This window comes from Hydrogenivirga okinawensis, assembly GCF_055385515.1.
In genome coordinates this window covers 1,494,925-1,509,809 of record NZ_AP042386.1, presented here as the reverse complement: position 1 = coordinate 1,509,809, position 14,885 = coordinate 1,494,925, and the positions used below count along the sequence as shown (strand labels likewise).

Annotated in this window: 11 protein-coding genes and 2 pseudogenes; 5 read left to right on the top strand and 8 right to left on the bottom strand. The window is 49.3% G+C overall.

All coding sequences use genetic code 11. The annotated features are described in order from the left end of the window. Position 1: 1 nt before the first annotated feature. Positions 2 to 1,513 carry a flagellar basal-body MS-ring/collar protein FliF gene (gene fliF / locus ACZ483_RS08625; RefSeq protein ID WP_464323768.1) on the top strand — a complete coding sequence of 504 codons (1,512 nt, stop codon included), beginning with the start codon at positions 2 to 4 and terminating at the stop codon, positions 1,511 to 1,513. Here the strand turns inward: fliF and purF are convergent, their stop codons facing one another. From purF to gspD, 3 genes are read right to left on the bottom strand one after another with little or no spacing between them, the layout of a single operon-like run. Then, a complete protein-coding gene (gene purF / locus ACZ483_RS08620) occupies positions 1,514 to 2,911 on the bottom strand; it encodes an amidophosphoribosyltransferase (RefSeq protein ID WP_464323767.1) in 1,398 nt (465 codons plus the stop codon). A 16-nt stretch (positions 2,912 to 2,927) separates the two neighbouring features. Then, positions 2,928 to 3,581, bottom strand: a complete 654-nt coding sequence (locus tag ACZ483_RS08615; protein ID WP_464323766.1) for a hypothetical protein — start codon at positions 3,579 to 3,581, stop codon at positions 2,928 to 2,930. Then, the gene (gspD, locus tag ACZ483_RS08610; RefSeq protein WP_464323765.1) at positions 3,553 to 5,559 is read right to left on the bottom strand and encodes a type II secretion system secretin GspD; all 2,007 of its coding nucleotides are present in this window, start codon (positions 5,557 to 5,559) and stop codon (positions 3,553 to 3,555) included. Before gspD ends, ACZ483_RS08615 begins: the two co-directional genes overlap by 29 nt. Before the next feature lie 33 nt (positions 5,560 to 5,592). Between gspD and ACZ483_RS08605 the strand changes: the two genes are divergently transcribed. Next, positions 5,593 to 7,107 (top strand): sigma-54-dependent Fis family transcriptional regulator, encoded by a 1,515-nt coding sequence (locus ACZ483_RS08605; protein ID WP_464323764.1) that lies wholly within the window; start codon positions 5,593 to 5,595, stop codon positions 7,105 to 7,107. After that, positions 7,104 to 7,868, top strand: a complete 765-nt coding sequence (locus ACZ483_RS08600) for an MOSC domain-containing protein (protein WP_464323763.1) — start codon at positions 7,104 to 7,106, stop codon at positions 7,866 to 7,868. Before ACZ483_RS08605 ends, ACZ483_RS08600 begins: the two co-directional genes overlap by 4 nt. Here the strand turns inward: ACZ483_RS08600 and ACZ483_RS08595 are convergent. Next, complete coding sequence (locus ACZ483_RS08595; RefSeq protein ID WP_464323762.1) at positions 7,865 to 8,137, bottom strand: type II toxin-antitoxin system RelE family toxin; 273 nt, start codon at positions 8,135 to 8,137, stop codon at positions 7,865 to 7,867. The genes ACZ483_RS08600 and ACZ483_RS08595 overlap by 4 nt on opposite strands. 377 nt (positions 8,138 to 8,514) lie before the next feature. After that, positions 8,515 to 8,790, bottom strand: a complete 276-nt coding sequence (locus tag ACZ483_RS08590) for a hypothetical protein (protein WP_464323761.1) — start codon at positions 8,788 to 8,790, stop codon at positions 8,515 to 8,517. An 89-nt stretch (positions 8,791 to 8,879) separates the two neighbouring features. Between ACZ483_RS08590 and ACZ483_RS08585 the strand changes: the two are divergent. Further along, positions 8,880 to 9,631, top strand: a pseudogene (locus ACZ483_RS08585) (IS5 family transposase); the annotation flags it as partial. Further along, positions 9,603 to 10,049, top strand: a pseudogene (locus tag ACZ483_RS08580) (transposase); the annotation flags it as partial. The pseudogenes ACZ483_RS08585 and ACZ483_RS08580, both read left to right, overlap by 29 nt. A gap of 7 nt (positions 10,050 to 10,056) precedes the next feature. Here the strand turns inward: ACZ483_RS08580 and cobA are convergent. From cobA to ACZ483_RS08565, 3 genes are read right to left on the bottom strand one after another with little or no spacing between them, the layout of a single operon-like run. Beyond that, positions 10,057 to 10,827, bottom strand: coding sequence for a uroporphyrinogen-III C-methyltransferase (gene cobA / locus ACZ483_RS08575; RefSeq protein ID WP_464323760.1), 771 nt, complete (start codon positions 10,825 to 10,827; stop codon positions 10,057 to 10,059). A gap of 1 nt (position 10,828) precedes the next feature. Next, a complete protein-coding gene (locus tag ACZ483_RS08570; protein ID WP_464323759.1) occupies positions 10,829 to 11,656 on the bottom strand; it encodes a formate/nitrite transporter family protein in 828 nt (275 codons plus the stop codon). Continuing rightward, the gene (locus tag ACZ483_RS08565) at positions 11,643 to 14,630 is read right to left on the bottom strand and encodes an FAD-dependent oxidoreductase (protein ID WP_464323758.1); all 2,988 of its coding nucleotides are present in this window, start codon (positions 14,628 to 14,630) and stop codon (positions 11,643 to 11,645) included. Before ACZ483_RS08565 ends, ACZ483_RS08570 begins: the two co-directional genes overlap by 14 nt. Positions 14,631 to 14,885 lie beyond the last annotated feature (255 nt).

Sequence of the window (14,885 nt, the reverse complement as noted above, 5' to 3'; positions counted from 1 at the left end):
TATGGCGGACCTCGGAGAGAGATTCAAGGAGCTTCATAACCGCTTCTCAGCCCTTCCTCTTTCCCAGAAGATACTGCTCGTAGGTCTCCCGGCGGTCCTCTTCTCACTCATCATTACGGTTCTCATCTACTCCTTACAGCCCAACTACGCCATCCTTTATGGAAATCTAAATCCAGAAGACATGAACGCCGTCTTGACGGAACTGGATAAGGAGGGTGTTAAGTACAAGATAGGGAAGGACGGAAGAAGCATACTCGTCCCAGAGGACAAGGTCAGGGACATAAGGCTCAAGCTCGCCGCGAAAGGAATACCAAACAAGGGAGTTATAGGTTACGAGCTCTTCGACAAGAGCACCATAGGACTTTCCGAGTTCCAGCAGAGGGTCAACTTCAAGAGGGCTATCGAGGGAGAGCTCGTAAGAACCATCCTGAGGTTCAGGAACATCGAAGACGCCAGGGTTCACATAGCCCTGCCGGAGAGATCCATATTTCTAAGGGACGAGAAGGAACCGAGCGCCTCCGTTTTCATAAAGCTAAGACCCGGAGCAGATATAACCTCCCAGCAGGTAAGAGCCATAAGGAACCTCGTGGCGGCGAGTGTGGAGGATCTGAAGCCCGAGAACGTGGTAGTGATAGACGACAGGGGAAGGAACTTAACCGCAGCCTTAGATGAGAGGGAGGAAGAGGCTGTATCAAACAAGCAGCTCAGGATAAGGAGGGACTTCGAGAGGGAGTTAGAGAAGAAGATACAGACCGCCCTCGAGGAAGCTCTCGGATACGGGAACGTGAAGGTGAGGGTCTCTGTAGAGCTCGATTTCTCTAAGATTCAGAGAAGGGAGGAGATATACGACCCTGACATGACCGCGATAGTGAGCGAGCAGAAAAGAAAGGAGAAAACGACGGGAACTCCTACGGGAGGCGTGCCTGGAGCGGCGGCAAACATACCGCCCGGAACTGGTGCGGTTCAAGGACAGGCTGGAACGCTTACGGAGAAGAAGGAAACTATAACTAACTACGAGGTCAGTAAGAAGGAGATAGTTTCTGTAGATCCAACGCTGAAGATAAAGAGGCTCAGTATCGGTGTGATAATAAACAGCTCCCTGAAGAACGTGGACGTGGAGAGCATAAAGAGCATAGTCTCCGCGGCGGCGGGGCTTGATCCCAAGAGGGGGGACACTCTCTCCGTGGTCACTGTTCCCTTCCAGAAGCCCGAAGTTGTGGGCAAACCAGCACCGCCCATGCCAGCGTGGCAGCGCTTCGCGATCCCGGCGGTTGTTGGGTTAGTTCTCGCCCTGCTAATACTCTTCGGACTCTTCAAGTTCATGAGGAGGAAGCCCGCTCCTGCTCCTGTTCCTGCTCCTACACCCGCCGAGGAGATGCCCACCATAGCTGGAGCTGAAGCTCTCAGAGAAACCGCTAAGGAGCTCGAGATAGTCAAGACCGTTACCGAGGTTGCGAGAAAAGAACCTAAAAAGGTGGCAGCGTTGATAAAGACGTGGCTCAGGGAAGAGTAGTTACCTGTTCCTCCTTATAGCCACCTTCTCTGCAGGTATCGGATACTCGTTACTGAAGCAGGCATCACAGAAAAGTCTACTGTCCTCCACACAACTCCTGAGACCCTCGAGGGACAGATACCTTAACGAATCCACACCTATGAAGTCCTTTATATCCTCAAGGCTCATCCTGTTGGCTATCAGCTCCTCCCTCGTGGGCGTATCTATGCCGTAGTAGCATGGTCCTACCACCGGAGGAGAGGCTATCCTCATGTGTATCTCCTTAGCTCCCGCACGCCTGAGCATGTTCACTATCCTCTTTGAGGTCGTTCCCCTTACCAGAGAGTCGTCTATAACAACTATCCTCTTACCTTCCAGCACAGCCCTGTTTGGGCTCAGCTTCATAAGAACCCTCAGGTTTCTGAGCTCCTGGGTAGGCTCTATGAAGCTCCTTCCGACGTAGTGGTTCCTTATAAGCCCCATCTCCAGAGGAATTCCCTTCTCCTGAGAGTAGCCTATCGCCGGAACCACACCCGAGTCCGGGACAGGAACGACTATATCGGCATCTACATCATCCTCCCTCGCCAGCTGACGTCCGAGACCCTTTCTTACGTTGTAAGCCCACTCCCCGAAGAGAAAGCTATCAGGTCTCGAGAAGTATACGAACTCAAATATGCACTGGGCCACCCGGTCGCTCCTCGGCAGATAGTAACTCCTTATCCCAGCCTCATCAACGACAACGACCTCCCCCGGCATTATCTCCCTCCAGAACTCACCCTCAACTATGTCAAAGGCACAGCTCTCGGAAGCGAAGAGAAGTGTTTTCCCCTTTCTACCTACGACGAGGGGTCTGAACCCGTAGGAATCTCTTCCCGCTATCAGCCTGTCCTCATGCAGCATTAGGAAACTGTAGGCTCCTTCCAAACGGTTGAGGGCGTAGAATAGCCTGGGTATGAAATCGGTATCTCTCGGATGTACCTCCACACCTTCGGGGACATAGGTCTCCCCTGTGTCCAAGAGCGTAAGGAAGAGTTCCGTATCGGAGTTAAACTCAAACTTTATCCCCTTAGACTCGATCTCCTCCCTCAACAGAACGTAGTTGATTATGTTCCCGTTGTGAACTACCGCCACCTTTCCCAGTGAAGTGTCTCTTACAAGAGGCTGAGCGTTCACAGCTCCCGAGTCGCCCGCTGTGGAGTATCTCACGTGAGCTATAGCGTTTGTCCCTGTAAGGTAGTTGAGCTCCTTCTGTGTTATCGATTCAAGAACTCTCCCAGCCCTCTTAACGGTTCTGATCTCCTCTCCATCGGAAGAGCTTATACCCACACTCTCCTGTCCCCTGTGCTGTAGGGAGTATATCTGTAGGAATGCATACTGAGAAGCGTGGGAGCTGTTAAAGACGCCGGCTATACCGCACACAACTAATAAATATAAACTATCTGAGCCGAACAGATATGTTAGTGAGCTTACCTTTTACTATAAGCTTGCCCACCGATCCCCTAAACTCAGCGTTTATCTCCGTGTTCTCAATATTCCGCGGATCTATCTTCAATGTCCCACCTCCTACGAGCTTCATACCCATATAGCCAATTTCACCATCGAAGTTTCTGCCTTTGAAAGTTAGCTTCAGCGAATCTATTCTTAGATTTTTCATGACGAGATCCCTTACAACCAGTCTTCCTCTTAGCTTATTCTCCTTAAGCTCCAGCTTCCCGGATGCAGTTCCCACGTGCTCAAAGCAGTCGGCTGAACTTAAATCCAACCTGAGAGATCCGATTCCAAAGCGTGCATTTATCCTACCGTTCCCGCATATTGCCGATAGGTTTACACCCGTTGGACTCAGCCCCACCCGAGCTCTATTAAACCTTCCGATGGGTTCGTTCCTGAAAAAGACTTTAAGATCTTCGAAGCTCACGTGAGCGATACCCTCCTCCACCCTGCTGGGAAGAAGATATACACCCCTCTCCGTGAGCAGTCTGTCCATGAAAACCGACTTAGGGAATGCAAAGATAAGAACTAAACCCGTTAAGAGAAACAGGATCAACAGCGAGAGGAGCACCTTAGAAGTAGAAGTCTTCATCCTCTTCACTCTCAACCTCTTGTTTCTTTCTCTTCTCCTCCAGCCTTCTCTTTATCTCCTCCGATATCTTTCTGTGCTCCTCGGTTATCTTAGAGAGCTCCTCCGGTGAGGAGATAACATAGGGTGTTATGAAGATAAAGAGCGTTGTCTTGTCCCTCTGCTCCACATCCCTCCTGAAGAGCCTCCCCAAAAGAGGAACCCTCCACAGACCCGGCACGCCCTCTAACGTTTTTAAGGTCTTGGTGCTCACGAGCCCTCCGAGTATAACCGTCTGACCGTTCTCTATCACCACGTCTGAGTTCACTTCTCTGTTAGAGGTTACCGGGACAGTGTAACTCGTAGCTCCTATCTGGTTAGTAACGAAGTCTATTATCTCCTGAAGGGAGAGGTTTATCGTCAGCCTGAGGTTATTACCCGAAATTCTCGGTGTTACGTCGAGTTCGAGACCTACCTCTTTGTAATCGTATGTTATGATCGGTTGTCCGTTTATGTCGAACTTAACACCCTCGGCGTAGGGAACCACCTGGCCGACCTTTATCACCGCCGGCTGATTATCCAGGGTCAGAACCTTCGGGTTAGAAACTATGTTGAAGCCCGAACCTGATTCGAGCAAAGAGAAGAGTAGGACGAGGTCGGGAAAGAAGAAATCCGTTCCTCCTATGGTTATAGTCCTCCCAACGTCGGAGAACACTCCCATAAGGAAGCTCCCGGAGAGGAACGAGCTGTATATGTCGGTAAGGGAACTCCCCTGAAAGGCAGCTCCTCCCCTTTTGCCTAGGATCTGCCATCTCACACCTATATCAAGGAGGCTCTTTGCCGAAGCCTCAACAACGGTTGCAGCTATAAGGACCTGTCTTCTCCTTACGTCCAGTCTCGATATCAGTTTCTTAATGCCTTCGTACTCCAACTTGGTCGCGTAGAGTATTACCGAGTTGGTTCCTTTATCGAAGCCTATCTTCATTCCCTCCCTCGTGGTTATAAAAGGGATCGGCTGGGCTTTCTGAACGGGCTGAGGTTTTCTCCTGACTCCCCTCTGTCCCTTCTGAGCCTGCCTACTCTGAGCTTTCGGGGATGTATAACTCTTTCTGCTCGTGGTTTGCACTTTCCTTGTTCCGGAGCCGAAGAGACTCTGCAAGCTCTGGGAAAGCTCGTCTGCGGAGATGAAGTTTAGGGGAATTATGTAAAAGCTCCGCTCTTCGGAAACCACGTCCTCCGTGTCTACTTGATTTAAAATTCCCTCTATCGCCTCATGGGCGGGCTTTGGGGCAAAAACTACAAGAGAATTTGCCTCTTCGCTGGAGGAAACTACGAGGGGTGTTCCAAAACGCTTATTGAACACGGAACTCAAAGGAGAAACTATCCTTACTGCGTCTTTAACCGACATGTGTTTCAGTTTGTATACTCTGACCTCCCCTTCTACCTCGCTCCTGTCGATTTCCGAGAGGATTTTCTTAACCTTATCTATGTTCTCCCCCACGTCAGCAACTATGAGGGAGTTGGAAGGGTTGTGAACCGAAACCCTCGCAAAGGGAGACAGAAAGGGTCTTATAGAGTTCATTGTAGTCTGGGCATCGGTAAACTTGAGACTGAAAACGAGAACGGCGAGCTCTCCCTTAGAGGGCTTCGATTTGAAACGAGCTATGGAGACGGCCTCGTTAAGCGGCATGATCTTAACGCTATTTTCCTCCTCAACTACACCGTAGCCTTGCATAAAGAGGGCAGAGGTGAAAACATCCCATGCTTCTTTAGGCTTCAGAGGCTTAGAGAAGACGAGGGTCATCTTCCCTCTCACGGCAGGATCTACAACTATGTTCTTCCCGATGAGCTCGCCCATAAAGAGGGCTAAGTCCTGTATATCCGTTCCCTGAAAGTTGAGGACTACCTCACCTTTCTCCTTAGCTTCATTCGCTAAAACTTCCAAATCCACTTGCTGAGCAAACAGAGTAAGGTTCAGGAGAAGAAGCAGAGCTGTCAGAACCTTTACCATAGCTTTATGTTGAGTATTATATTTAAGTTTTGTATGAATTTAAAACTCGAGCTTGAGACCCTCTACGAGGTAAGCAAGCTCCTCTCAGGTTCCCTGAATCTCGAAGCTACCGTTCCTTACATATTCAGACTTCTTCGGAAGCTAATGGGCTTTGAGAGAATCACCCTGACCATATACGATCCCTCCACCGATCAGATAGTTGTGAGGGCTACTTCCTCGGGAAAGTTTTCTCAGGAGGGTTTCAAGAGGGGAGAAGGGATAACGGGAAAAGTCTGGAAACACGGAGTTCCCATAGTAATTCCCGACATATCCCAAGAGCCTGAGTTTCTGAACAAGCTCTGGAAGAGGAAGGATATAAGGAAGAGGAAGATAGCCTTCATAGCGGTTCCAATAAAGAGTGGTGGAAAGGTCATAGGTGTTCTGAGTGCAGACAGGGAGCTATCCAAGAGGACCTCCCTTGACGACTACACGAGGTTCCTTAACATGGTCGCAACGTTGATCGCCAACAGTTTTTCCCTTGAGAGAAAGGTGGAAGAGGAGAAAAAGAGTCTCGAAGAAGAAAAGAGGGCTTTAGAGGCAGAGCTAAAGAGGGTCTACGAGAAGCTCCACGTTGAGGGTATAGTGGGAAGGAGCAGGGAGATATTGAGCGTCCTTGAAATTGTCCACAGGGTAGCGCCAACCAACGCAACAGTTTTACTGAGAGGGGAGAGCGGGGTGGGAAAGGAGGTCTTCGCAAGGGCAATACACTTTCTCAGCCCGAGGGCGGACAAACCTTTCATAGCTATAAACTGTGGGGCCATACCAGAGAATCTATTGGAGGCGGAGCTCTTCGGATACGAAAAGGGAGCCTTCACAGGAGCTTACTCTTCAAAGAAGGGGAAGTTTGAGCTCGCTAACGGCGGAACACTTTTCTTAGACGAAATAGGGGAACTTCCGTTGCACCTTCAGGTAAAGCTCCTGAGAGCTATTCAAGAGAAGGAGATAGAGAGGCTCGGAGGTTCAAAACCTGTAAAGGTGGACGTGCGCATAATAGCAGCGACCAACAGGGATTTAGAGGGTATGGTGAGGGAAGGTAGGTTCAGGGAAGATTTATACTACCGCCTCAACGTAGTCCCCATATTCATACCACCTCTCAGGGAGAGGAAGGAGGACATACCTGTCCTCGTCCAGCACTTTTTGGAGAAGTTCAAGAAGGAGTACGACAAGGAGGTCTCTATATCACCGGAGGTGATGGACGCCTTTATGAGATACGAGTGGAGAGGAAACGTCAGAGAACTTCAGAATGTGGTGGAGAGGATGGTCATACTGGACACCGACGGCGTTCTGACGGAGGAGGACCTCCCTCCGGAGATAAGGGACAGGAAGGTAAAAAGTTATTCTACTCTCCTGCCGGAGGAGGGATCCATCTGGGAGGTGGAAAAGAAGTTAATAGAGAGAGCGCTTGAGGAGAGCGGTTTTGTCATAAAGGAAGCGGCTAAGAAGCTCGGGATGACCCCGAGGCAGGTGGGCTACAGAATACAGAAGTACGGGATAAAATTACCAAAATGAGCGGTAATCCCTTTCTCACAAGGATAAGAATATTCCCTATCAAAGGGTTAGATCCCTTGGAGGTTCAATCAGCGAGAGTATTACCCTCGGGTTCGCTTGAGCATGATAGGGAGTTTGCCCTGTACGATGAAGAAGGAAACGTAATAAGCGGAAAAAGGGAGAAGAAGATTCACAGAATAAGGAGTGAAGCGGACTTCGAGACAGGAGTCTTCAGGTTCAAATACGAAGGAAAGGTCTATGAATTTACCTTCGAGGAAACGAAGGCTATAGAAGACTTCTTTTCCGAAGTTTTCGGATACAGAGTATTTCTTAAAAGATCGGAAGAAGGCTTCCCCGACGACAGAAAGGCTCACGGACCCACACTTGTAAGCACGGCAACCATAAGGGAGATAGCCGAGTGGTTCGGACTGGAAGAAGAGAACGTCAGGAGACGCTTCAGGGCTAACTTAGAGATAGGTGGAGTGCCAGCATTCTGGGAAGACTCTCTTGTAGGAGAGGATTATCCTAAAAAGTTCTACGTAGGAGAGGTTTTGCTTAGCGGTGAAGGTATATCCAAGAGATGCCCTGTTCCCACGAGAGATCCCTTTACGGGAGAGGAGTTCAAGGGCTTCGTCAGAAGGTTTGTTGAGAAGAGAAAGGAAACTTTTCCCGAATGGTCTCCCAAGAGGAGGTTTGAGGATACCTTTTACCGGCTCTGTGTAAACACCTGCGTCCTTGAGGGAGGAGTTCTGAAGGTGGGGGATAAACTGAGGGTGTTTTAGGGTTTGTAAGCTTCTCCTCTCTGAGCTATATTCACCACGGCAATTATCCTCTCCTCCTGTATGAGGGCGAATATCACTCTGAAGTCTCTGACCTTCAGCCGATAAAATCCTTTGAGCTTTCCTACAAACGGTCTAATTTGTCTATGAGCCGAAGGATCATTACTCTCGCTCAGTTCCTCAAGGGCGTCCTTTATCCCTTTTCTGGTACTCTGGTCAAGTCTCCTATACTTTTTCTCAGCGGTAGAAGAGGACTTAATCGTCCAGTTCATTCAGTGTCTTCCCTCTTCCCTTTTTTATCTCCTCAAGTCCATCCCTGCACCCTTCCAGAAAACTCGATATGGAAAGAAGTTCAAGGATCTCTTTGTGCCTGTTTATATACCCACCTTATCAGCTTGTTCAAGTATATAGTTTATTCTCCTACCTTCGTAGCTGGAACGTTTTCAAAAGCCTCGCTTTCTCCTCATCAAGTCTAAGCATGGTAGTCACCTTTTTCCTGCGTCAAGACGTCATAAACTTTGCTCCTTTGCCTCTTGGCACCCCAAGTTAGGTTTTTTATTAAAAAGAACAATTTTGCAGCTTGTATCCTCCCACTTTATATAGGAGGAGGATCAAGGATTTCCTCATGCCTGCTTTATTTAGTTTAGTCTTAGTGAGGAACCTCAGCTATGTGAGAGGCATGTATTTCCACAGCACCTCTTTTACACTCTATTGTGAGGAAATTACCTCCTTCAACTTTTTTAATATCCCTGCCGTGAATATGGCATATAGCGTATCCTGAAAACTCCCTTATAGATTTACACGAGCATCCCGCCCTATCTAAAACATAATGTGCAAGGGGGGTTACTATGTACTCGTCTGCCATGGCAGGCACTGATACAACCAAAAACCCCACGACCAAGATAAGAGTTCTTAGCTTTCCCATTTCACACCTCCCAATACGATTTTCACTAAAAATTTTAACTAATTTTATGCGTTGTCCAATACGAATGCTAAGAGTAAGAGAAAGGTAAGAAGAAAAGGGGCAGACCACCCGCTTACCTTCCCAGCTCATACGGCTACTTGTTTTCATCAAGTTCGCCCTCAAACTCCCCTATAGGCAAACGGAGGGACTTGCAAGAGAATTATTCAGCTCCCTGGAACTAAAGGTGCCTAACTTTAGAACACTCCACTACAGATTCACAACCTCTAACTTCAACCTTTCCGATTTCCCTGACCCTGAAGAACTACCTGATGACTTTGTAATCATCCTTGACTCTTCTGGGATAAAGGTAACCAACAGAGGGGAGTGGCTAAGGAAGAAGCATGGGAAGAAGACAAGGAAGGGATGGATAAAGCTACACGTAGCCTTAGACCTGAAGAGGAAGAAAGTAGTGGAGCTTGAGGTAACAGATGAAAGAGTTCATGACTCGCAGAAGGCTAAAGAGCTTATAGAGAAGTCAAAGAAGAAGGCAGAAGAGAAAGGGAAGAAGATCAGCAAGGTTATAGCAGATGCAGGGTATGACACTCATGAGTTTTTCAGGTATTTGGGAGAGGAAGGTATAGAGCCTGCGGTGCTTGTAAGGAAGGAAGCCAAGATAAAGGGAAATCCTGCAAGGGATAATGTGATAAGGCAGATAAGGAAAGGGAAGAGGAAATGGAAGGAGATGGTAGAGTATGGTAAGAGATGGCTTATTGAGAGTTTCTTTTCAGCCTTCAAGCGATGGTTTGGGGAGTATGTAGTAAGCAAGAGGTTTGATAAATACAGGCAAGCCCTACGCAGATGAGAATATGCTGCTAAGATCCATGCTCAAAGAACTTGGCTTTAGAGCAAGGCATTTTCTTGGGGATGCTTACTATGGAAAGTCTGTGGGAATTTTAAGGGAGATAAGGGAACTAAGGATGGAAGCCATAGTTCCTGTGAGGGATACTACGCATACGAGAGTTAGGAACATGCATAGGCTATGGGCTAAGAGGAATTATGAGGTAAGGAGAAAGGTTTATAAGAAGAACAGGTTTAGAGTTGAGCAGGTGATAGGGATAGTTAAGAACAGGCTTGGGGACAGGGACAATGTTTATGACTTTGGGATTGCGAGTCTGGATGTTCTTGGTAGGTTTGTTCTTTACAACCTGATACTTCTTCTGAAGCTCCTCCTATTGTGCTTTAAGCTTTTGAGGACTGCATGGGCTTTGAGTCGCTTGATATTCCAAGCTATAAGGATTTTTTCAACAAGCTCTGGCAAACTTGAAAAGAAATACGGAAGAAGTCATTCTTCATAGAATTAGCAAGTGCAATCCTTACCACCTCCCCCACCACCATCACCGCGGGCGGGTTTACCTCCGGCGGGTTCTGGGCGAGTTCCTTCAAGGTGGTGAAGACCTCCCTCTGCTCGGAAGTTGTAGCCTTCTCTATAAAGGCAACGGGCTCGTTTGGGTCTCTTCCCGCATTTATAAGTTCTGTCGCTATCCTCTGCCTGTTCTTGACACCCATCAAAACGACGAGGGTGTCTATCCTTGCGAAGGCTCTCCAATCTATATCCCTGTTGGCATGTCCGGTAATGACCGCAAAGGAGGAAGCTATTCCCCTGTGGGTTACCGGGATGAAGGCGGAGGAGGGCGCAGCGACAGCCGAGGTTACACCAGGCACCACCTCCACCTCAATGCCCTTTTGCAGCAGATACAGGAGTTCCTCCCCTCCCCTTCCGAATACAAAAGGGTCGCCTCCCTTGAGTCTAACTACAATTCTGTAGCTCCTTGCAAACCTGTGCAGGAGCTCGTTTATCTCTTCCTGAGGTAAGGAGTGTTTTCCGTCCCTCTTACCTACGTATATCCTCAGACAATCCCCTCTGGTGAAATTAAGTATTTCCCTGTTTATCAGGGCGTCGTAAAGGACGACGTCGGCTTCCTTCAGAATTCGGTAAGCCTTTAGGGTCAGAAGTTCGGGATCTCCGGGACCTGCTCCGACGAGACAGACCTTTCCCATATCAGGCAGCCTCCTCTACCACATCCGCGGGCTTGGACTCCTCCCTTCTTCTGTGGGTCAGGTAGAGGGTGAGCCCTGTGAATGTAAATCCAGCCACGAGGTTTCCGAGGGTTACGGGTATCTGGTTCCAGAACCACCAGTCGTAGATGGTTATATTTGCTCCGAAGAGCATCCCGGTGGGCATGAGGAACATGTTTACAACCGCGTGCTCAAAGCCGAGAGCGAAGAAAGTGAGAATGGGAAGCCACATGGCGGCTATCTTCCCTATAACGTGTTGGGAAACGAGAGCCATGACCGCTCCGAGGGTTACCATCCAGTTACAGAGCATAGCCTTCACGAAGGCGACCGTCCAACCGTTCACAAAACCGAGCTCCGCATAGCCGAGGGTGTTCGCCTCCGCTACCTTGGCTATCATCTTTCCAACCACTGGCTCGGGAACCGCCCCCATCTTCGTCGCCCCGATGTAAAAGAGGAGTCCGTAGAAAAAGGTTCCCATCAGGTGTCCAATGTAAACCCATGTCCAGTTGTAGAGCATACGACCGAAGGTCGTCCTCTTCTCCATAACTGCCAAGGGTATAAAGGCGAAGTTCCCCGTAACGAGCTCCAAACCAAGGAGAACTATCATCACGAATCCCAAGGGAAAGACCAGAGAACCCACTATCCTCATATCCGATTGGGCTATCGCCGAGAAGGCTACTGTAACCGCGTAACCTAAGAGCGCCCCCGCGAGGAAGCCCCTTATGAGCAGGTCCTTAGCCGATAGGCTCGCCTTGTAGGCTCCCGCCTGAATCATCTGGTCTACTACCGCTTCGGGTTTAACGTACCCCATGTTTCACCTCCTGCATAAGGTTTATAAAAACCGCCCTGAGATTATCCGCCCCCACCCTGTGGGCGAAGTCCGCAAAGCTCTCCCCCTCTCGCCTGTTCTCCAGATAGTAGTTGAGTAGTAAGTAAGTAGCTTCCTTTACCTTGTCTAAGGGAAGTCCCTGGACCACCTTGAAACCTTCCTTGGTTGTAGAGCCTCCAGCGAAGATGTCAACCGCAAGAACCGCTTCCCCGTTCAGTTTGGTCTTGGTTCCCACAAAGCCGATGTCCCCGGAACCGTGTTGACCGCATCCCTTGGCGCAGGCGGACCAGTGCATCCTCACGGGAATGTCAAGCTTGAGTTTCTCACTCAGATAGTTAGCAACCCTGACCGCGTCGCTCTTGTTGGGTATCACACCGAAGGCGCAGGTGTCGCTCCCCGCGCAGGCTATAAGGTGGGTCATGAAGGGAGAGCTCACGGTCGGATACTTCCGGAAGAACTCTTCCTCAAGGAGAGCGCCCAAGTTCTCCTCAGGAACGTTAGGGATGTAGAGGTTCTGATAAACGCTCAGTCTCAGTTCCCGGCTTCCATATTTCCTTGAGAGCTCCGCCGCCTCCCTCAGTTCCCTAGCCTTTATCTTCCCCGCCGGGACTATCGCCGAGACCGCAAATGTTCCGTTTCTCAAGTTTACAACCCCCTCCCTCTCTCCCCATCTGTTTACAAGGTCTTCTCCCTTGGAGGGCATGGGTTTGTAGAGCCTCTGTTCAATCTCCTCCCTGAACCTGTCCACACCCCACTCCTGAAGGAGGAAAAAGAGCCTGTTTCTGTTTCTGTTCTCCCGATTGCCGAAGGTTGAGTAGATGTCAAATATCACCCTGCACAGGTCGGGAACATCGTAGGGCTCTACGAACATGTCCATGTCTATCGCCTTCACGGGACCTCCGGAGCCTATCTTCCCGCCGAGGTAAAGGTTGAAGCCGAGCCTTCCGTCCCTTTCCGCGAGGTAGAGGCAGATGTCGTTGAACATGGCGTTTATGGAGTCGGTTTTAGAGCCGAGAACCGCCACATTGAACTTCCTCGGCAGATCCGCATACCTCTTCTTACCCAAGAAGATCCTCGTTATCTCCTGAGAGAGCTTTATCGTGTCTATGAGGGAGTCTTCCGCAAGACCGGTAAGGGGGTCTCCGGTAACGTTCCTTATGTTGTCCATTCCCGTCTGGAGGGTGGAAAGTCCGACGCTATTGAGAGCTTCAAGTATTTCCGGAAGGTTTTTAAGTTCTATCCACCTTATCTGGAGTTGTTGGCGCGAAGTTATCTCCACCTCCCCCCTGCAGAACTTTTCTGAGAGGTGGGAGACTACCTTAGCCTGCTCGTAGGTGAGCCTCCCGTTGGGAACACGTATCCTCACCATGAAGTAGCCGGGAGTCGCCTTCCTGTAAAATATCCCGTACCACTTGAGCCTTACATCCCTGTCGTCCTCAGGAATGTTCTCCCAGTTCCCGTTGGCGAAGTATCTTTCCATACGCTCCTTGAACTCCAGGTCAAAGGGGTGAAGTTCCTTCTTTATCACCTCTATCTTGTTGACTCTTGCTGGTTTCTCCTTGACGAACTGCCTGAGTATCTGCTCAACCAGTTCCTGACAACTACCACAGGAGGTTGAAGCCTTCGTTTTCTCCTGTATCTCTTCAAGGGTTTTGCACCCTTCCTGGATGCACCTGACTATTTCCCCCTTCGTTACCGCGTTGCAGTTGCAGACTATATCGGTGTCCCTTAGCTCCTCAACCTCGGTCAAGTCCTTCGGGACTATGTGCTTTATGAGGAAGAAGGGTCTCTCTTCGGATATATCCTTACTGCTTTTTATGAGGTCTAAAAAGTAGTTGTTTCCCCTTATATCTCCATACAAAATTGTACCTACAATTTTGTTGTTGTTTATGACTGCCTTTCTGTATATGGACTTTCCGTTATCTATGAATGAAACGACCTCGTCGCCCTGCTCCTCGGTAAACTTACCAGCGGAGAAGAGGTTAATACCCGCAACCTTGAGCATAGCGTAGGTAACGGAGCCTTCATACTTCCTCTCGTTCCCGTGGACAACGTTGTGGGCGCAGACCTTGACCTGCTCCATTATGGGAGCTACGAGTCCGTAGGTCTTCCCCCTGTGCTCTATACACTCTCCGACGGCGTAAACGTCGCTCGCGGAGGTCTCCATGTAATCGTCAACCACTATCCCTTTGTTCACTTTCAGTCCGGAGTTTATGCCTACGTCCACGTTGGATCTTATACCCGTGGCTATGACAACGAAGTCCGCAGGAAGTTCCTCGCCGTCCGCAAAGCGAACCCCCTCCGCCTTTTTGTCTCCCAGTATCTCCCTCGTGTCCCTTTCAAGGAGAACCTTTATGCCCATCCTCTCAAGGTCCTTCCGGAGAAGTTCCGAGGCGGTTCTGTCAAGTTGTTGCTCCATAAGGGTGTCAAAGAGGTGAACTAAATAAACCTCAAGCCCTATGTCCCTTAGAGCCTTAGCCACCTCAAGCCCCAAGAGTCCCCCGCCTATCACCACCGCCCTTTCAGAAACCCTCGCGTAGTCTAATATCCTGAAGACGTCCCCCGCGGTTCTGTAGGTGAAGACTCCCTTCTTTTCCGTTCCCTTAATTGAGGGGGGTATAAAGGGCTTGCTCCCCGTCGCTATTATGGCTTTGTCGTAGCGGTAGAGCTCTCCGTCCTCGGTTACGAGGAGCTTTTTCTTTGGGAAGAGCCTGTCCACCTTTTTCCCGACCTCAAGCCTCACTCCCCTCTCCTCATACCACTGCCAGCGCTTGATGTATATCTCGCTCATGGTCTTTCTGCCGGCGAGGACTTCGGTAATGAGTATCCTGTTGTAGCCTATGAACTTCTCGTCTCCGAAGACCTGAATTCTCACGTCTCCACCGTCTGTTTCCCGAAGTATCTCCTCAACGAGAGCAGTCCCGGCAATTCCGTTACCCACTATAACCACCTTCATCTCCTTTCCTCCTGAAAGGAAAAGTGCAAGAAGTGTGCCAATTGGTGGGACAGATTTATCCTTGGAACATAAATCCCGTAGATAATGAAAACATAAATAAGATGCAATAGCTTCTTAAGGTTTACAGAATATCAGGAAGGTGATGCTTTTCAAATAGACTGAAGGACTGATTTCAAGTCCTGTGCCTTCTTTGGCTGAATTTGAAAGATAAAAGCTCAAGAAGTTTTTTTATTTAAAAGCCCCCGTTGCCGGGGG

Coding starts and splice junctions, on each gene's coding strand:
- fliF (WP_464323768.1), top strand. CDS start 2: ATGGCGGACCTCGGAGAGAGATTCAAGGAGCTTCATAACCGCTTCTCA.
- gspD (WP_464323765.1), bottom strand. CDS start 5,559: ATGGTAAAGGTTCTGACAGCTCTGCTTCTTCTCCTGAACCTTACTCTG.
- ACZ483_RS08605 (WP_464323764.1), top strand. CDS start 5,593: ATGAATTTAAAACTCGAGCTTGAGACCCTCTACGAGGTAAGCAAGCTC.
- ACZ483_RS08600 (WP_464323763.1), top strand. CDS start 7,104: ATGAGCGGTAATCCCTTTCTCACAAGGATAAGAATATTCCCTATCAAA.
- ACZ483_RS08595 (WP_464323762.1), bottom strand. CDS start 8,137: ATGAACTGGACGATTAAGTCCTCTTCTACCGCTGAGAAAAAGTATAGG.
- ACZ483_RS08590 (WP_464323761.1), bottom strand. CDS start 8,790: ATGGGAAAGCTAAGAACTCTTATCTTGGTCGTGGGGTTTTTGGTTGTA.
- cobA (WP_464323760.1), bottom strand. CDS start 10,827: ATGGGAAAGGTCTGTCTCGTCGGAGCAGGTCCCGGAGATCCCGAACTT.
- ACZ483_RS08570 (WP_464323759.1), bottom strand. CDS start 11,656: ATGGGGTACGTTAAACCCGAAGCGGTAGTAGACCAGATGATTCAGGCG.
- ACZ483_RS08565 (WP_464323758.1), bottom strand. CDS start 14,630: ATGAAGGTGGTTATAGTGGGTAACGGAATTGCCGGGACTGCTCTCGTT.